The organism is Pseudomonas azadiae, assembly GCF_019145355.1.
In the GTDB taxonomy this organism is placed as follows: Bacteria; Pseudomonadota; Gammaproteobacteria; order Pseudomonadales; family Pseudomonadaceae; genus Aquipseudomonas; species Aquipseudomonas azadiae.
This window is the reverse complement of sequence record NZ_JAHSTY010000001.1, coordinates 2,280,868-2,299,076: the sequence shown is the minus strand read 5'-3', so window position 1 is coordinate 2,299,076 and position 18,209 is coordinate 2,280,868. Positions and strand designations below refer to the sequence as shown.

Below are 18,209 nucleotides of genomic sequence, written 5' to 3'. Positions count from 1 at the left end.
CCAGAAGTGATTCCAGCAGCCTAATGGGTTGGTCAGTATTTGTCAGTGATGTGAGACGTGGATCATGGGTTTTCGCTGTCTGCTGGTTATCGGCTGTTTGTGCCTTGCCTTGATGGCAAATGCCGCCCCCGCGCCCGCCGCGCCCCAGGCGCAGCTCAATGCGCAGCAACGCGATTGGCTGGCCCGGCACCCCGAGCTTCGGGTGGGCCTGGTGTTGCAGGCGCCCTACGCGCAGTACGATCGGCGTTTGCAGCGCCTGTCCGGGGCCAATGTCGAGTTGATGCAAGGGTTGGCCAAGGCGCTGAACATCGAGCTGACCTGGCGCAACTTCCCCACTCAGGAACAACTGGAAGCTGCCGTGCGCGAGGGCGAGGTGGATATCGCCCCCGGCCTGCAACAGACCCCGGCCAGCTTGCGCCTGTGGTCGTTCACCGACCCTTACATGCGCGTGCCGCAGCTTATCGTCGGTACCCGCGAGGGCGGCGGCGCCGTGGAGTTGGATAAGCTTGATGAGCAATCGCGCGTCGCTGTGCGCATGCCCAGCGCCGTGGCCGATTACCTGCGCAGCACCTATCCCGCTCTCAACCTGCAAGGTGTGCCGATGGAGCGCCAGGCCCTGCAATTGCTGGTAAGCCAGCAGGCGCGGTACGCGGTGGTGGATGAAGCGCAATTGAGCCGTTTGTCTGGCGAAGCTGAATTTGCCGGGCTGGCGGTGGTGGGTGATGTCGGCCTGCCGCAATTGCTTCGGGTGGCGACGCGGCGCGAATGGCCGGAACTGGCTGGCATCATGGAAAGTGCCTTGCGCGCCATCCCGGCACGCGACCTGGACCAACTGCACAACCGCTGGCTGCAGCCCCAATACCCGCACCTGAAGCAATCCACCGGGCTGTGGCAAAACCTCAGTTTGTTGTTGGGCCTGCTGCTGCTCGCCAGCCTGGCCGTCGTGTTCTGGCAGCGCCGCCAGCAGCGGGTGCTGGAACACGGCCTGCTGGCCGCGCGAGAAGAAAGCGCGGCCCGCGCCGCCGGTGCCGAAGCGCTGCGGTTGACGCAGTTTTCCATCGACCAAAGCACTGTCGGCATCCTCTGGGTCAACTGGGACAGCCATGTGCGCTACGCCAATCGTGCGGCTGAAAGCATGCTTGGCTACGCGCCCGGTGCGCTGATCGAGCGGCCCTTGGTCGACCTTGACCCAAGCCTGGACATGGACCGTTGGCTCAACCTGTGGAAACGCGCACGGGCCAGTGAAGACGGCCCGCAGAACTTTGCCACCGATTGCCGGCGTGCCGATGGCAGCATCCTGCCGACCCATGTGTCCTTGAGCTTCCTGCGGTTTGCCGAGGCCGAATACCTGGTGGTCTATCTCAACGACGTCACCGAGCTGCGCCGCACCTTGGCGGCCTTGCTGCAAAGTGAAGCGCAACTGCGCGAACTGTCCGCCCACCTGGAAACCGTGCGCGAAGAAGAAAAGGCCCGCATCGCCCGCGAAGTGCACGACGAACTGGGGCAAATGCTCACGGTGCTCAAGCTTGAAACCTCGATGTGTGAGCTGGCCTATGCGCAACTCGACCCTGGTCTGCATGAACGCTTGAACAGCATGAAGCGCCTGATCGCCCAGCTCTTCCAATTGGTGCGGGACGTGGCGACAGCGTTGCGCCCGCCAATTCTCGACGCCGGTATCGCCTCGGCCATCGAGTGGCAGGCCCGGCGTTTCGAAGCGCGCACGCACATTCCCTGCCTGGTGCGGGTTCCGGATAACCTGCCGGCCTTGAGCGATGCCAAGGCCATCGGCCTGTTCCGGATCCTGCAGGAGGCGCTGACCAATGTGATGCGTCATGCCCAGGCGCATACTGTGGAGCTGACCCTTGCCGTGGAGGGCACGGACCTGCGGCTGACCATCAGCGACGATGGCGTAGGTTTCGTGCCGGCCCAGGACCGCCCGGTGTCGTTCGGTCTGGTGGGCATGCGCGAACGGGTGTTGATCATGGGCGGGCAGTTGAGCCTGGACAGCGAGCTGGGGGAGGGCACCACCCTGAGTGTCACGGTGCCATTGGATGCCTAACATCAAGAGGAAGTCCCTGTGATCCGCGTACTGGTAGCCGAAGACCACACCATCGTTCGTGAAGGCATCAAGCAATTGATCGGCCTGGCCAAAGACCTGTTGGTGGTCGGCGAAGCGAGCAATGGCGAGCAACTGCTGGAGGCCCTGCGCCACGTGCCTTGCGAGGTGGTGTTGCTGGATATCTCGATGCCCGGCGTCAACGGCCTTGAAGCCATCGCGCGGATCCGTGCGCTGAGCCACCCGCCGGCGATCCTGGTGCTGTCGATGCACGACGAAGCGCAAATGGCCGCCCGCGCCTTGAAGGTCGGCGCCGCCGGTTACGCCACCAAAGACAGCGATCCGGCGCTGTTGCTGACGGCGATTCGCAAAGTGGCGGCGGGCGGTCGTTATATCGACCCTGACCTGGCCGACCGAATGGTCTTCGAAGTCGGCCTCACCGATGCCCGGCCGTTGCATTCATTGCTCTCGGAGCGCGAGTTCTCGGTGTTCGAGCGCCTGGCCCAAGGCGCCAATGTCAACGACATCGCCCAGCAACTGGCGCTGAGCAGCAAGACCATCAGTACCCACAAGGCGCGGCTGATGCAAAAGCTGCATATCACTTCCCTGGCTGAACTGGTGAAGTACGCCATGGAACACAAACTGCTCTAGCGGCATACCTGATAACGACACACCAGAATCACTGCCGCGCCCATTCCTGCCGCTTGCAGCTCGCCGCTTGTGGTTGCCCTGTTCCATCCCCGCCATCCGTGTAGGGCGATCCCTACCCCGAACCTTCCATCCGGCTGATGCCATTCTCTCCTGGCCCCCGATTTCCGGGGGCTTCGGCGTGGACTACGCTTGTGCCACAGCAGTCCAAAACACAAAGGTGCGGGTATGAGCGAGGTGGATTCAAATGATGTGCTGGTCAGCTTTCGTGGCGTGCAAAAGAGCTACGACGGCGAGAACCTGATCGTCAAAGACCTCAACCTGGAAATTCGCAAGGGCGAGTTCCTCACGCTGCTCGGGCCTTCCGGCTCGGGCAAGACCACCAGCCTGATGATGCTCGCCGGCTTCGAGACGCCGACTGCCGGTGAAATCCAGCTGGCCGGACGTTCGATCAACAACGTGCCCCCGCACAAGCGCGACATCGGCATGGTGTTCCAGAATTACGCATTGTTTCCGCACATGACCGTCGCCGAGAACCTGGCGTTCCCGCTCTCGGTACGCGGTTTGAGCAAGACCGATATCAGCGAGCGGGTCAAACGCGTGCTGAGCATGGTGCAGCTTGACGCCTTCGCCCAGCGCTACCCGGCACAACTCTCCGGCGGCCAGCAACAGCGCGTGGCCCTGGCGCGCGCGTTGGTGTTCGAACCGCAGCTGGTACTGATGGACGAGCCCCTTGGGGCCCTCGACAAGCAACTGCGCGAGCACATGCAAATGGAGATCAAGCACCTGCACCAGCGTCTCGGCGTGACGGTGGTGTACGTGACCCATGACCAGGGCGAAGCGCTGACCATGTCTGACCGCGTGGCGGTGTTTCACCAGGGCGAAATCCAGCAGATTGCCGCACCACGCACTTTGTACGAAGAGCCGAAAAATACCTTTGTCGCCAACTTCATCGGCGAGAACAACCGCCTCAACGGCCGCCTGCACAGCCACACCGGCGAGCGCTGCGTGGTGGAGTTGGCGCGCGGCGAGAAGGTCGAGGCGCTGGCGGTGAACGTCGGCCAGGTCGGCGGCCCGGTGACCCTGTCGGTGCGCCCGGAACGCGTCAGCCTGAATGGTTCGAGCGAAGCGTGCGTCAACCGTTTCTCGGGACGGGTGGCGGAGTTCATCTACCTGGGCGACCACGTGCGCGTACGCCTGGAAGTCTGCGGCAAGGCCGATTTTTTTGTGAAACAACCGATTGCCGAGCTGGACCCAGCCCTGGCGGTCGGCGACGTGGTACCGATTGGCTGGCAAGTCGAGCACGTTCGCGCACTCGACCCACTTCTAGAGGCGAATTGATCGCCCCCCCTGGCTTCACCAACCCTGCACGTGGAGAGCACAACAATGTTGAGATCCCTTAAGTATTCAGCGCTGGCGCTTGGCTTGATCGGCGCGACCCAGGCCATGGCGGGCCCGGACCTGACGGTCGTGTCCTTCGGCGGCGCGAACAAGGCGGCCCAGGTCAAGGCCTTCTATGCACCGTGGGAAAAGGCCGGCAATGGCAAGATTGTCGCCGGCGAGTACAACGGTGAAATGGCCAAGGTCAAGGCCATGGTCGACACCAAGAGCGTGTCCTGGGACCTGGTGGAAGTCGAATCGCCGGAACTGTCCCGTGGCTGTGACGAAGACATGTTCGAGCCGTTGGACCCGAAACTGTTCGGCAACAGCGCCGACTACGTGAAAGGCGCGATCCAGCCATGCGGCGTGGGCTTTTTCGTATGGTCGACCGTGCTGGCCTACAACGCCGACAAACTCACCAGCGCGCCGACCAGTTGGGCGGATTTCTGGGACACCAAGAAATTCCCGGGCAAGCGCGGCCTGCGTAAAGGCGCCAAGTACACCCTGGAATTCGCGCTGATGGCCGACGGTGTAGCGCCCAAGGACGTCTATAAAGTGCTGGCCGGCAAGGATGGCCAGGACCGAGCGTTCAAGAAACTCGACGAACTCAAGCCGTCGATCCAGTGGTGGGAAGCCGGTGCACAGCCGCCGCAGTACCTCGCCTCGGGTGACGTGGTGATGAGCTCGGCCTACAACGGCCGGATCGCCGCCGTGCAGAAAGAAAGCAACCTGAAAGTGGTGTGGAACGGCGGCATCTACGACTTTGACGCCTGGGCCATTCCCAAAGGCCTGGACAAGGACCGCGCTGAGGCGGCGAAAAAATTCATCGCCTTCTCGGTGCAGCCGCAGCAGCAGAAGACCTATTCGGAAAACATCGCCTACGGCCCGGCCAACACCCAAGCCGTGCCGCTGCTGGCCAAGGACATCCTCAAGGACATGCCGACCACCCCGGAAAACATCGCCAACCAGGTGCAGATCGACGTGAGCTTCTGGGCGGACAACGGCGAGCAGTTGGAGCAGCGCTTCAATTCATGGGCGGCCAAGTAACAGTGCATAACCCTCTGGCACAACCGGCTCATGTGGGAGCTGGCTTGCCTGCGATGCAGACACCTCGGTGTAGCTGACACACCGAGTCGATGCCATCGCAGGCAAGCCAGCTCCCACAGTGGCCGCGATCGCCAGGGACTCAACGTATATTTGCGGAGTTTGCCATGGCCATTGCCATTCCCACCCTCAAGCAGCGCCTGGCGCGTGCCGAACGGCTTAACCGCTGGAAGGCCCAGGCCTTGATCGCACCGCTGGTGCTGTTTTTGCTGCTGGTATTCCTGGTGCCGATCGTTGCGCTGCTGTTCAAGAGTGTCGGCAACCCGGAGGTGGTGGCCGGTTTGCCGCGTACCGTCGTGGCCGTAACGGCCTGGGATGGGCGTGGCTTGCCGGGCGAGCCGGTGTACCAGGCACTCACCGAGGACTTGGGCGAAGCACGCAAAAACCAGACGCTGGGCGATCTGTCCAAACGCTTGAACATGGAACTGGCCGGCTATCGCAGCCTGTTGACCAAAACCGCGCGGGCGCTGCCGTTCAGCGAAGTGCCCGGCTCCTATAAAGAAGCGCTGGAAAACCTCGACGAACGCTGGGGTGACCCGGCGTACTGGCAGGCGATCCGGCGCAATACCAGCAGCGTGACACCGTTCTACCTGCTGGCGGCCGTCGACCACCGCATCGACGATCTCGGCGAGGTCGCACCGGCCACGCCGGACCAGGCAATTTACCTGGACATCTTTGCCCGCACCTTCTGGATGGGCCTGGTGATCACGGCGATCTGCCTGCTGCTGGCCTATCCCCTGGCGTACCTGCTGGCCAACCTGCCTGCGCGTAAAAGCAACTTGCTGATGATCCTGGTGTTGTTGCCGTTCTGGACGTCGATCCTGGTGCGCGTGGCGGCGTGGATCGTGTTGCTGCAGTCCGGTGGGCTGATCAACAGCGCGCTCATGGGCATGGGGCTGATCGACAGTCCGCTGGAGCTGGTGTTCAACCGCACCGGGGTCTACATCTCCATGGTGCATATCCTGCTGCCGTTCATGATTCTGCCGATCTACAGCGTAATGAAGGGCATCTCGCCCACTTACATGCGCGCGGCGATTTCCCTGGGCTGTCATCCGTTCGCCAGTTTCTGGCGCGTGTATTTCCCACAGACCTACGCCGGCGTGGGCGCCGGCTGCCTGTTGGTGTTCATCCTGGCGATTGGTTACTACATCACCCCGGCATTGCTGGGCAGCCCGAACGACCAGATGGTCAGTTACTTCGTGGCGTTCTACACCAACACCAGCATCAACTGGGGCATGGCAACGGCGTTGGGTGGCTTGCTGCTGCTGGCGACCGTGGTGCTGTACCTGATCTATAACCGGCTGGTGGGCGCCAGTCGCCTGCGCCTGAGCTAAGGAGACCTAGCGATGCTGAGCCCTTATATGTCGCCCGTTGAGCGGGTCTGGTTCTACAGCTTGCGGATCCTCTGCGGCTTGATCCTGCTGTTTTTGATTCTGCCGGTGCTGGTGATCATCCCGCTGTCGTTCAACAGCGGCAGTTTCCTGGTGTACCCGCTGCAAGGCTTCTCGCTGCACTGGTACCAGGATTTCTTCGCCTCCGCCGAGTGGATGCGTGCACTCAAGAACAGCATCATCGTCGCCCCGGCCGCCACGCTGCTGGCCATGGTGTTCGGCACGCTGGCGGCCATCGGCCTGACACGCGGCGATTTCCCCGGCAAGGCGTTGGTAATGGCCCTGGTGATTTCGCCGATGGTGGTACCGGTGGTGATCATCGGCGTGGCCAGTTACCTGTTCTTTGCGCCTTTGGGCCTGGGCAACAGCTTTTTTTCGCTGATCGTGGTGCATGCGGTGTTGGGCGTGCCCTTTGTGATCATCACCGTGTCGGCGACCTTGCAGGGGTTCAACCACAACCTGGTGCGGGCGGCGGCCAGTCTCGGCGCTTCGCCATTGACCGCGTTTCGCCGGGTGACCTTGCCGTTGATCGCGCCGGGGGTGATCTCCGGCGCGCTGTTTGCCTTTGCCACTTCGTTCGATGAAGTGGTGGTGACCCTGTTCCTCGCCGGCCCTGAACAAGCCACCTTGCCGCGCCAGATGTTCAGCGGCATCCGCGAGAACCTCAGCCCGACGATTGCCGCGGCGGCGACCTTGCTGATTGCCTTTTCGGTGCTGTTGTTGCTGACCCTGGAATGGTTGCGCGGACGAAGCGAGAAACTACGTACTGCCCAGGTTTGAAGGTCGGACTCGGTTAACTGTGGGAGCTGGCTTGCCTGCGATGGCGATGTGTAATTCACCGCCGCCATTGCAGGCAAGCCAGCTCCCACATTGACCGTGCCCGCTTTGGCCCACCTGACCATTCAGCCGCTGAATGGCAGACAACCCCTCTGCATCAGCTACTCTTGTGCCAGCCCATCTATCAATAAGAGGCCGCGCACATGAGTACTTCCTCATTCAAGATCGCCCACAAACTGCTGACCGGCGCCGGTGCCATCGAGCAACTGGCCGCTGAGCTCACGCGCCTGGATGTGGACAACCCGCTGATCGTCACCGACGCAGCGCTGGTCAAGTCCGGCACGGTGGCGCTGGCGCTTGAACACCTGGGCGAACGCCCCTATGAAATCTTCGACCGCGTGCTGCCCGACCCGGAAATCGCCATCGTCGAAGACTGCATGCGCGTTTACCGCGAGGGCGGTCACGACGGCCTGATCGGGCTGGGCGGCGGCAGTGCCATCGATATCGCCAAAAGCGTGGCCGCCTATGCCGGCTACCACGGCGCCCTGGCGGATTTGTTCGGCGTCGACCAGGTGCCGCGCAAGGGCCCGCCGCTGATCGCCATTCCCACCACAGCCGGCACCGGTTCGGAAGTGACCAATGTGGCGATTCTCTCCGACAAGGCCGCGCAGCTGAAAAAAGGCATCGTCAGCGATTTCCTGCTGCCGGATGTGGCGCTGATCAGCCCGCAAATGACCCTGACCTGCCCGCGCAGCGTCACCGCTGCCAGTGGCGTGGATGCGCTGGTGCATGCCATCGAGTCGTACCTGTCGCTGAATGCTTCGCCGATCACCGACGCCCTGGCCATCGGCGCGATCAAGCTGATCGCCAATGCGTTGCCCAAGGCCTACGCCAACCCGGCCAACCTGCAGGCCCGCGACGATATGGCCACTGCCAGCCTGATGGCCGGCATGGCATTCGGTAACGCCGGGGTCGGCGCAGTGCATGCGCTGGCCTATCCGCTGGGCGGGCGGTTCAATATCGCCCATGGCGTGAGTAACGCGCTGTTGCTGCCCTATGTGATGCACTGGAACAAGTTGGCTTGCGTGGAGCGCATGCAGGACATTGCCCAGGCCATGGGCGTGAATGTCACCGGCTTGAGTGTCAACGCTGCCGCCGACCAGGCCGTCGAGGCGATGACGCAACTGTGTACCGCCGTCGAGATTCCACTGGGCCTGCGCAGCTTCGGCGTTCCCGAGGACGCCATTCCCGCCATGGCCATCGAAGCGGCGGGCATCGAGCGGCTGATGCGCAACAACCCGCGCAAGCTCAGCGCGGCCGACATCGAGAAAATCTATCGGGCAGCCTACTAGCCATTGAGCCAGGTCACGGTGCGCGCGGCAAAGCATGAGGTATACAATGCGCGCCATCGTGATTTAGCTCAAAAAAGGTGCGTCATGCAGCCCTTCGTCATTGCTCCATCGATTCTCTCCGCCGATTTCGCCCGCCTGGGTGAAGAGGTGGACAAGGTGTTGGCCGCCGGTGCCGACTTCGTGCACTTCGATGTCATGGACAACCACTACGTGCCCAACCTGACCATCGGCCCGATGGTCTGCGCGGCGCTGCGCAAGTACGGCATTACCGCGCCGATTGACGCGCACCTGATGGTCAGCCCGGTGGACCGCATCATCGGTGACTTCGTTGACGCCGGCGCGACCTACATTACCTTTCACCCGGAAGCCTCGCTGCACGTCGACCGCACCCTGCAACTGATCCGCGAAGGCGGCTGCAAGGCGGGCCTGGTGTTCAACCCGGCGACGCCGCTGGACGTGCTCAAGTATGTGATGGACAAGGTCGACATGGTCTTGCTGATGAGCGTCAACCCAGGCTTCGGCGGGCAGAAGTTCATCCCTGGCACCCTCGACAAGCTGCGCGAAGCGCGTGCACTGATCGACGCCTCGGGCCGTGATATCCGCCTGGAAATCGACGGCGGGGTCAACGTCAACAATATCCGCGAAATCGCTGCCGCCGGCGCCGACACCTTTGTGGCCGGCTCGGCGATCTTCAACGCGCCGGACTACCAGGAAGTCATCGCGAAGATGCGCGCCGAACTGGCGCTGGCGCGTCCATGAGCGGCTTTGAGCAGCTGTTCCCCGGCAAGCTGCCACGGCTGGTGATGTTCGATCTGGACGGTACCTTGATCGACTCGGTGCCTGACCTGGCGGCGGCGGTGGACGAGATGCTGCTCAAACTGGGGCGCAAGCCGGTCGGGATCGAGTCGGTGCGTGAATGGGTCGGCAACGGTGCGCCGATGCTGGTGCGCCGGGCCTTGGCCAATCATATCGATGCCGAGGGGGTCGATGAGGTCGAAGCCGAGCACGCCCTGGAGTTGTTCAACGCCGCCTATGAAAACGGCCACGAATTGACTGTGGTGTATCCCGGCGTGCGCGACACCCTTAAATGGCTGCACAAGCAGGGCGTGGAAATGGCCCTGATCACCAACAAGCCGGAGCGCTTCGTCGCGCCGCTGTTGGACCAGATGAAAATTGGCCGTTATTTCCGCTGGATCATCGGTGGCGATACCCTGCCACAGAAAAAGCCTGATCCGGCGGCGCTGTTTTTCGTGATGAAAATGGCCAATATTCCGGCCTCGCAGTCGTTGTTTGTCGGCGATTCGCGCAGTGATGTGCAAGCGGCGAAGGCCGCGGGCGTGCAGTGCGTGGCGCTCAGCTACGGCTACAACCACGGCCGGCCGATCGCCGAAGAATCGCCTTCCCTGGTGATTGATGACCTGCGACTGCTAATCCCCGGTTGCCTGGGCGCTGGCGCTGAGATAACGTTGCCCGGTATCGATCCTTCCCCTTCTGGAAATGCCATCGTGGTGGTCACTCGCAAACTCTGGATGAAAGTCATCAAGGCCCTGGCCCGCTGGCGTTGGCGCGCCTGACCGATCCTGGCCGCGCTGCGCGGCACGTTTGCCTACCTGACTGTTAGACCCTCATGCCACGAGGCACATCATGACCCGCGAAGAATTCCTGCGTTTGGCCGCTGCCGGCTATAACCGCATCCCCCTGGCCTGCGAAACCCTGGCCGACTTCGACACGCCGCTGTCGATCTATCTGAAACTGGCCGACGAGCCCAATTCCTACCTGCTGGAATCGGTGCAGGGCGGCGAGAAGTGGGGCCGTTACTCGATCATCGGCCTGCCGTGCCGCACCGTGATGCGCGTTCACGATCATCATGTGAGCATTACCCATGATGGCGTCGAGATCGAAAGCCATGATGTGGAAGACCCGTTGGCGTTCGTCGAGGCGTTCAAGGCGCGCTACAACGTACCGACCATTGCTGGCCTGCCGCGTTTCAACGGCGGGCTGGTGGGTTACTTCGGTTACGACTGCGTGCGTTACGTGGAAAAACGCCTGGGCAAATGCCCTAACCCGGATCCTTTGGGTGTGCCGGACATTCTGTTGATGGTCTCGGATGCGGTCGTCGTATTCGACAACCTCGCCGGCAAGATGCACGCGATCGTACTCGCCGACCCTTCCCACGCCGACGCTTTCGAGCAAGGCCTGGCGAGCCTGGAAACCCTGCTGGACAAACTGCGCCAGCCGATCACCCCGCGTCGCGGCCTGGACCTCAGCCGTCCACCGGCGGCCGACCCGGTGTTCCGCTCCAGCTTTACCCAGGATGACTACGAGCGCGCCGTCGACACCATCAAGGAATATATCCTCGCCGGTGACTGCATGCAGGTGGTGCCGTCGCAACGCATGTCCATCGACTTCAAGGCCGCGCCGATCGATCTGTACCGGGCGCTACGCTGTTTCAACCCGACGCCGTACATGTACTTCTTCAACTTCGGTGACTTCCACGTGGTGGGCAGCTCGCCGGAAGTACTGGTGCGCGTCGAAGACAACCTGATCACGGTGCGCCCGATCGCCGGTACCCGTCCGCGTGGCGCGACTGAAGAAGCCGACCTGGCGCTGGAAGAAGACCTGCTGAGCGACGACAAGGAAATCGCCGAGCACTTGATGCTCATCGATCTGGGCCGCAACGATACCGGGCGTGTCTCGGAAATCGGTTCGGTGAAGCTCACTGAGAAGATGGTGATCGAGCGCTATTCCAACGTGATGCACATTGTGTCCAACGTCACCGGCGAGCTGAAGGCCGGCTTGACCGCGATGGATGCACTGCGCGCTATCCTGCCGGCCGGCACCTTGTCGGGCGCGCCGAAGATCCGCGCGATGGAAATCATCGACGAACTGGAGCCGGTCAAGCGCGGTGTCTACGGCGGCGCCGTGGGGTATTTCGCCTGGAATGGCAACATGGACACGGCCATTGCGATCCGCACGGCCGTGATCAAGGACGGGGAACTGCATGTGCAGGCCGGCGGCGGGATTGTCGCCGACTCGGTGCCGGCCCTCGAATGGGAAGAAACCCTGAACAAGCGCCGCGCGATGTTCCGCGCGGTGGCGCTGGCCGAGCAAACCCCTCAGGACTGAAGGCTGACTCCCACACTAGGTTTTGTGGGAGGCTCAAGCCCTATTAGAAGTCCAGGCTTACCCCGACACTGACCCCTTGCTGGGTCAGGTTGTCATCTTTGCTCACGTTATACGCCGCGCGTAGCGCCAGCGCCTGCGTCAGCTTGTGGCTGACACCCAGGCTCAAACGATCCGAGTTGCTGCGCGGGGTATAACCGTCCAGCTTGAAATCGATCCCCTGCACGCTGTTGAGCGAGATATTCACCTTCTGCGTATCGTTTTCGAATTCATGCTCGTGGGCCACTTCGCCAAACACTTGGGTCTGTGGTGTGACTCGGTAGCTGCCCTTCAGGCCGACGCCGAGACGTTTGGAGTCGCGCTGCTGGTCATCAAAGGTCAGCGCGGTGGAGCGGCTGTCCTTTTCCGAGTAGCCCTCAACGTCTACACGTGAATAGTCGGCGCTGAGGAAGGGTGACAGGTGCCAGTCGCTGCCCGGCGGGGCAATGTCGTAACCCACGCGGCCGCTCAAGGCCCACAGCCAGCCATCGGTGTCGCCCTTTTCGGAGCCTTCGCTGACGCCCAGGGCAAACTTGCGCTTGAGGCTGTCGAAATCCAGCTTGCCGCCGCTCAACGCCGCATCGGCCCACCAGTGATTCTGCTGAAACTGCGCGAAGGCTGTCCCCATGTAGCTGTTGAGTTTGTAGTCTGAGTCGCTGGCGCCGGCTTCAAGAGTCTGGCGATATAAGCCAGCGGCCACTCCGACGCGCCACGCCTCGTTGAGCCGGTAGCTGCCACCGATATTCAGGTTGTAGCCCCCGCCGTCACCGCTTGCCGAGCTGTCTTGGGCATCGAAATCCAGGCGCTGGCCACCGGCGGCCACGATCGCGCGCCATTGGCCGACCGCCTGCCAGTGGCCGTCATCGGCCTGCCACTGGTTACGCAATTCATCCTGATGGGCGCGCAAGCTGCCTTGGGCCATTTCTGGCAACAACGTCAACTCCCAGGGCGCAGCCAGCAGCGAATAGGCGTAGTCGGCGATCAGGCGTTGCCCTGCAATGGTGGGGTGAGCCGCGTCGTTATAGATCAGCCGGGTGGGATCGGGGGTGGTGCCGCCGATGCCATAGGTCGGGTTGGCGGCGCAGCCGTTGCCGCTGAAGCAGGTTCCCGTGAGGTTTTGACCGATGGCCAGGCCGAAGCGGCCGGGGTCGGCGAAGGTTTCCTGGAGGAGCAGCGGAATATTCAGCGGGATCACTTGGGCGTCAATCTGCGACAGGCGTTGCACCAGCGCCTGGTTGAACAGGCTGCTGAGGGCAGTGCTTGGCGCTTGCAAAGGTGTGCCGTTGATGGCCGGCGTCAGGCCGAGGTCGGGCAGCATCCATACCATGATGTAGCGCGCGCCGGCTTGCTGCAGCACCTGGGCGCTGTCGGCCAGGCGCCCGCCGGCGGCAACGGCCTGGCCGGGGCTGAGTACGCGTCCTTGCAGGAAGTCATTGCCGCCGCCGGATAGGAAGTACAGCGCATTGGGATCGGCTCGTCCGCCATTGGCCGGCAGATAACCCTGGCGACTGCGCAACACCGTGCCGCCGCCGGGGTTTCCGGGTGGGATCGCCGCGTCGGAAACCGTGGTGATGGAGTCGAGGATGTTGTCCGTACGGTAGCCGCCCACGGCCCAGTTATTCCCGTCGGGCAAGCTCTGGGCCGCACGCACGGGTGAGGTGGAAGCGTTCAAGTCATTGGCGGCAACGCCCAACCTTGCGCCGAGCAAGGTTGACGACACCAGGCCGAAATCACCCTGGAAGCCAGGCCCGGTGCGGTTGGTAAAGCGCAAGGTGGAACCGCGGGTGCCGTCGGGAAACTGGCCGGCATCCGCCAGGCTGTCACCAAACACAACCATGGTGGAGTAGGGCGATGCTGCCAGCGCCTGGGCGCAGGCCAGTGATAAGAGGCAGCCGGCAAGGGGGGTAAGAAACGCAGGTCTGGGCATAGAAAAATCCATTTCGTTGTTGTATCGGGAAGAAAACATTAACAAAGTAGTGGGTTTTTTCTGCAACTCAAAACAGCTTTAGGCTACAAACCGCCCAAAGGCGCTGCCCCCGTATTTGCTGCTCCATATTGCACCGCTGGCGAGGCTACGTTACTGTGCCTGAACGTATGAATGAGACCCTCCCTGTGTTGATCATCAGCAAACTCTTGATGCGCGTAGTCAAGGCACACGCCCGTTGGCGTTGGCGCGCCTGACTTTTTCTTTACCGGCCCGGCCGGACCTGTACCGATTTGCCTTCTTTACCCTTGCTCGACGCCCCTTGCCTGCGATGCCGGCAACCGGAACGTGCGTCTGGCAGCGGGCTTTTCCCTTGAAGGCCGTCACTAAAAATCAGTGAGTTCAAGAGGTGTTAGCTTCCATGTTGCTGATGATTGATAACTACGATTCCTTTACCTACAACGTTGTGCAGTACCTGGGCGAGCTGGGTGCCGAGGTCAAGGTGGTGCGCAACGACGAACTGACCGTGGCCCAGATCGCTGCCCTGAATCCGGAGCGCATCGTGGTTTCGCCCGGCCCGTGCACGCCCACCGAGGCGGGTATTTCCCTGGAAGCCATCAACTACTTCGCCGGCAAATTGCCGATTTTGGGCGTGTGCCTGGGTCACCAGTCCATCGGCCAGGCCTTTGGCGGTGACGTGGTGCGCGCGCGCCAGGTCATGCACGGCAAGACCAGCCCGGTGTTCCATAACGATGTCGGCGTGTTTCACGGGCTGAACCTGCCGGTGACGGTGACGCGCTACCACTCGCTGGTGGTCAAGCGTGAAACCCTGCCGCAATGCCTGGAACTGACGGCCTGGACCCAGCTTGAAGACGGCTCCGTCGACGAGATCATGGGCCTGCGCCACAAGACGCTGAATATCGAAGGGGTGCAATTTCACCCCGAGTCGATCCTGACCGAGCAGGGCTACGAGCTGTTCGCCAACTTTCTCAAGCAGAGCGGCGGCACGCGCTAAGGACTTTCCATGGATATCAAGACTGCCCTGAGCCGTATCGTCGGCCACCTGGACCTGAGCACCGCCGAGATGAGCGATGTGATGCGCGAGATCATGACCGGTCAATGCACCGACGCGCAGATCGGCGCGTTCATGATGGCCATGCGCATGAAGAGCGAGAGCATCGACGAGATCGTCGGCGCCGTGTCGGTGATGCGTGAGCTGGCGGACAAGGTCGAACTCAAGACCCTCGACGGCGTGGTGGATGTGGTGGGCACCGGCGGTGACGGTGCTAACATTTTCAACGTGTCGACCGCTGCGTCGTTTGTTGTGGCGGCGGCGGGTTGCACCGTGGCCAAGCACGGTAACCGCGCAGTGTCCGGCAAGAGCGGCAGCGCCGATCTGCTGGAGGCGGCCGGGATCTACCTGAACCTGACGCCGGTGCAAGTAGCGCGTTGCATCGACAACGTCGGCATCGGCTTTATGTTTGCCCAATCCCACCATGGTGCGATGAAGCACGCCGCCGGCCCGCGCAAGGACCTCGGCCTGCGCACCCTGTTCAACATGCTCGGCCCGCTTACGAATCCGGCCGGTGTGAAGCACCAGGTGGTGGGCGTGTTCAGCCAGGCGCTGTGCCGGCCGTTGGCCGAAGTGCTGCAGCGCATGGGCAGCAAGCACGTGCTGGTGGTGCATTCCAAAGACGGGCTGGACGAATTCAGCCTGGCGGCACCGACGTTTGTCGCCGAGCTGAAGAATGACCAGGTCACTGAGTATTGGGTCGAGCCGGAAGATTTGGGCATGAAGAGCCAGAGCCTGCACGGCCTGGCGGTGGAAAGCCCGGCCGCGTCGCTGGAATTGATTCGCGATGCCCTGGGGCGTCGCAAGACCGAGAACGGCCAAAAAGCCGCTGAGATGATTGTTTTGAATGCCGGCGCCGCACTTTATGCGGCCGACCATGCCTATAGTCTTAAGGAGGGTGTCGCCTTGGCCCACGATGCACTGCACACCGGTCTGGCTCGCGAGAAGCTCGAAGAGCTGGGAGCATTCACCGCAGTATTCAAGATGGAGAATGAAGAATGAGTGTGCCGACCGTTCTGGAAAAAATCCTGGCCCGCAAGGCTGAAGAGGTGGCCGAGCGCCGCGCCCGTGTGAGCCTGGCCGAGCTGGAAAGCCAGGCCAAGCTGGCTGATGCGCCGCGTGGTTTTGCCAACGCGTTGATCACCCAGGCCAAGCTCAAGCAGCCGGCTGTCATCGCTGAAATCAAGAAAGCTTCGCCAAGCAAAGGCGTGATCCGCGAGCACTTCGTGCCGCAGGAGATTGCTGTCAGCTACGAAAAGGGCGGGGCGACCTGCCTGTCGGTACTGACCGATGTGGACTACTTCCAGGGCAGCGACCTGTTCCTGCAGCAAGCCCGCGCCGCCTGCAAGTTGCCGGTGATCCGCAAGGATTTCATGGTCGACCCGTACCAGATCATCGAAGCCCGTGCCTTGGGCGCCGACTGCGTGCTGCTGATCGTCTCCGCACTGGATGATGTGAAGATGGCTGAGTTGGCGGCCGTGGCCAAGAGCGTCGGCCTGGACGTACTGGTGGAAGTGCACGACGGCGATGAGCTGGAGCGCGCGTTGAAAGCCCTCGACACACCGCTGGTGGGGGTCAACAACCGTAACCTGCACACCTTCGAGGTCAGCCTGGAAACCACCCTCGACCTGCTGCCGCGCATACCGCGCGACCGTTTGGTGATTACCGAGAGCGGCATCCTCAATCGCGCCGACGTGGAGCTGATGGAAATCAGCGACGTGTACGCATTCCTGGTGGGCGAAGCCTTCATGCGCGCTGAAAACCCAGGGACGGAACTGCAGCGCCTATTCTTCCCGGAGCGTGGCGTGGCGGTCAGCGGTTCGACCCTCGATTAATTCAAAGCGCGGCCTGGCTGCCAGAAGCAGGCTTCTGTGGGAGCTGGCTTGCCTGCGATTGCATCACTTCGGCGTTACTGAAAACCGAGGTGCCAGCATCGCAGGCAAGCCAGCTCCCACATTTGATTTTGTGTGATTCAGATAGGCAGGTGTTTGATGGCTAAGCCGGTGTCGATGACTGTTGAAGCTGGGCTGGCCGCGGAGCAAGCCTTACTGGCGGCCGTTTGCGCTGGCGATCAAGAGTTCGGCCTGCTGTTCTGGCAACCCAACGACCAAGCCTTGGTAATGCCGCGTCGTTTGAGTCGCCTGCCCGCGTTCGAAACCGCCAGCCAGGTCTCGGCCGACGCCGGGTGGCCGGTGTTGCTACGGGAAACCGGCGGCGAACCGGTGCCGCAGTCGAACGCCACGGTCAATATCGCCCTGGTCTACGCCCCGCCGCGTAGTGAAGGGGACCAGAACCGTATCGAAACCGGTTACCTGCGTTTATGCCAGCCGATTTGCGACCTGCTGATAGAGTTGGGGGGCGATGCCAGCGTCGGCGAAATCGATGGCGCGTTTTGCGACGGTCGCTACAACGTCAACCTCAACGGCCGCAAAATGGTCGGCACCGCCCAGCGTTGGCGACAAAGCGGCGGCCGCCCGGTGGGGTTGGTGCACGGTGCGTTGTTGCTGGATAACGACCGCGAAGCACTGATCACTGCGGTCAATCGCTTCAATGAGGCCTGTGGCCTGGAGCAGCGTGTTCGCGCCGACAGCCATATCGCCCTGCACGAAGCTTTCCCTGCGCCGGACGCAATCGGCCGCCTGGACACGCTGTATCGTCAAATGCTGGCCAGCTTTCTGCCGGTTTAACGCGTGCCGAACACCACCATCGTCTTGCCTTTGACGTGCACCAGGCTGCGCTCTTCCAGATCCTTGAGCACGCGGCCGACCATCTCCCGTGAACAGCCGACAATGCGCCCGATTTCCTGGCGTGTGACTTTGATCTGCATGCCATCGGGGTGAGTCATGGCGTCGGGCTGTTTGCACAATTCCAGCAGGCAGCGGGCTACCCGGCCGGTGACATCAAAGAAGGCCAGGTCGCCGACCTTGCGCGTGGTGTCCCGCAGGCGCTGGGCAATCTGGCCACTGAGCGCGTAGAGAATGTCCGGATCCTGCTGGGCCAGTTCGCGAAACTTGGTGTAGCTGATTTCGGCCACTTCGCACTCGACCTTGGCCCGCACCCAGGCGCTGCGCTCCTGTTCCTTGCCCGCTTGCTCGAACAGCCCCAGCTCGCCAAAAAAGTCCCCGGTATTGAGGTAGGCAATGATCATTTCGCGGCCGTCTTCGTCCTCGATCAGGATAGTGACGGAGCCTTTGATAATGAAGAATAGCGTTTCGGAGCGTTCGCCGGCGCAGATGATGTTGTGCTTGGTCGGGTAGCGGCGGCGCTGGCAATGCATCAGCAGCTTGTCGAGATTCTTGATCTTGGGTATGGGAGTAAGGGCAACCATGGTTGTATCCCGAAA

16 protein-coding genes are annotated in these 18,209 nt (G+C 62.1%); 14 read left to right on the top strand and 2 right to left on the bottom strand.

Annotation, left to right across the window (positions count from 1 at the left end; genetic code table 11):
- Positions 1 to 64 precede the first annotated feature (64 nt).
- The 10 genes from KVG91_RS10495 to trpE all read left to right on the top strand — a co-directional run bounded on the left by KVG91_RS10495 (position 65) and on the right by trpE (position 11,834).
- Positions 65 to 2,059: a PAS domain-containing sensor histidine kinase gene (locus tag KVG91_RS10495; protein WP_169376818.1), complete on the top strand. Its 1,995-nt coding sequence runs from the start codon at positions 65 to 67 to the stop codon at positions 2,057 to 2,059.
- Positions 2,060 to 2,077: 18 nt separating this feature from the next.
- Complete coding sequence (locus tag KVG91_RS10490) at positions 2,078 to 2,707, top strand: response regulator (RefSeq protein WP_169376817.1); 630 nt, start codon at positions 2,078 to 2,080, stop codon at positions 2,705 to 2,707.
- 225 nt (positions 2,708 to 2,932) lie between these two features.
- Complete coding sequence (locus KVG91_RS10485; protein WP_076953322.1) at positions 2,933 to 4,045, top strand: ABC transporter ATP-binding protein; 1,113 nt, start codon at positions 2,933 to 2,935, stop codon at positions 4,043 to 4,045.
- A gap of 45 nt (positions 4,046 to 4,090) precedes the next feature.
- Positions 4,091 to 5,131 (top strand): ABC transporter substrate-binding protein, encoded by a 1,041-nt coding sequence (locus KVG91_RS10480; RefSeq protein ID WP_169376816.1) that lies wholly within the window; start codon positions 4,091 to 4,093, stop codon positions 5,129 to 5,131.
- Between the two features lie 164 nt (positions 5,132 to 5,295).
- Positions 5,296 to 6,522: an ABC transporter permease gene (locus tag KVG91_RS10475; protein ID WP_169376815.1), complete on the top strand. Its 1,227-nt coding sequence runs from the start codon at positions 5,296 to 5,298 to the stop codon at positions 6,520 to 6,522.
- 12 nt (positions 6,523 to 6,534) lie between these two features.
- On the top strand, positions 6,535 to 7,359 hold the full coding sequence (locus KVG91_RS10470) for an ABC transporter permease (protein ID WP_076953328.1): 825 nt from the start codon (positions 6,535 to 6,537) through the stop codon (positions 7,357 to 7,359).
- A 200-nt stretch (positions 7,360 to 7,559) separates the two neighbouring features.
- A complete protein-coding gene (locus KVG91_RS10465; protein WP_217894885.1) occupies positions 7,560 to 8,708 on the top strand; it encodes an iron-containing alcohol dehydrogenase in 1,149 nt (382 codons plus the stop codon).
- An 84-nt stretch (positions 8,709 to 8,792) separates the two neighbouring features.
- Positions 8,793 to 9,467, top strand: coding sequence for a ribulose-phosphate 3-epimerase (gene rpe / locus KVG91_RS10460; RefSeq protein ID WP_024077703.1), 675 nt, complete (start codon positions 8,793 to 8,795; stop codon positions 9,465 to 9,467).
- Positions 9,464 to 10,282, top strand: coding sequence for a phosphoglycolate phosphatase (locus KVG91_RS10455; RefSeq protein WP_169378776.1), 819 nt, complete (start codon positions 9,464 to 9,466; stop codon positions 10,280 to 10,282). The genes rpe and KVG91_RS10455 overlap by 4 nt, the downstream gene beginning before the upstream one ends.
- A 70-nt stretch (positions 10,283 to 10,352) precedes the next feature.
- Positions 10,353 to 11,834 carry an anthranilate synthase component I gene (gene trpE / locus KVG91_RS10450; RefSeq protein ID WP_169378777.1) on the top strand — a complete coding sequence of 494 codons (1,482 nt, stop codon included), beginning with the start codon at positions 10,353 to 10,355 and terminating at the stop codon, positions 11,832 to 11,834.
- 43 nt (positions 11,835 to 11,877) lie between these two features.
- On the opposite strand, the gene estP is transcribed toward trpE, so the two are convergent.
- On the bottom strand, positions 11,878 to 13,797 hold the full coding sequence (gene estP / locus KVG91_RS10445) for an esterase EstP (protein ID WP_169378778.1): 1,920 nt from the start codon (positions 13,795 to 13,797) through the stop codon (positions 11,878 to 11,880).
- A gap of 418 nt (positions 13,798 to 14,215) precedes the next feature.
- Between estP and KVG91_RS10440 the strand changes: the two genes are divergently transcribed.
- From KVG91_RS10440 to KVG91_RS10425, 4 genes are all read left to right on the top strand, one after another.
- Entirely contained in the window at positions 14,216 to 14,809 is a 594-nt protein-coding gene (locus tag KVG91_RS10440) for an aminodeoxychorismate/anthranilate synthase component II (RefSeq protein WP_169378779.1), read from the top strand.
- A 9-nt stretch (positions 14,810 to 14,818) separates the two neighbouring features.
- The gene (gene trpD / locus KVG91_RS10435) at positions 14,819 to 15,868 is read left to right on the top strand and encodes an anthranilate phosphoribosyltransferase (RefSeq protein WP_169378780.1); all 1,050 of its coding nucleotides are present in this window, start codon (positions 14,819 to 14,821) and stop codon (positions 15,866 to 15,868) included.
- Positions 15,865 to 16,701 carry an indole-3-glycerol phosphate synthase TrpC gene (gene trpC / locus KVG91_RS10430; RefSeq protein ID WP_169378781.1) on the top strand — a complete coding sequence of 279 codons (837 nt, stop codon included), beginning with the start codon at positions 15,865 to 15,867 and terminating at the stop codon, positions 16,699 to 16,701. Before trpD ends, trpC begins: the two co-directional genes overlap by 4 nt.
- Before the next feature lie 156 nt (positions 16,702 to 16,857).
- Entirely contained in the window at positions 16,858 to 17,553 is a 696-nt protein-coding gene (locus KVG91_RS10425) for a lipoate--protein ligase family protein (protein WP_169378782.1), read from the top strand.
- On the opposite strand, the gene crp is transcribed toward KVG91_RS10425, so the two are convergent.
- Entirely contained in the window at positions 17,550 to 18,194 is a 645-nt protein-coding gene (gene crp, locus KVG91_RS10420; protein ID WP_169378783.1) for a cAMP-activated global transcriptional regulator CRP, read from the bottom strand. The genes KVG91_RS10425 and crp overlap by 4 nt on opposite strands.
- Positions 18,195 to 18,209 lie beyond the last annotated feature (15 nt).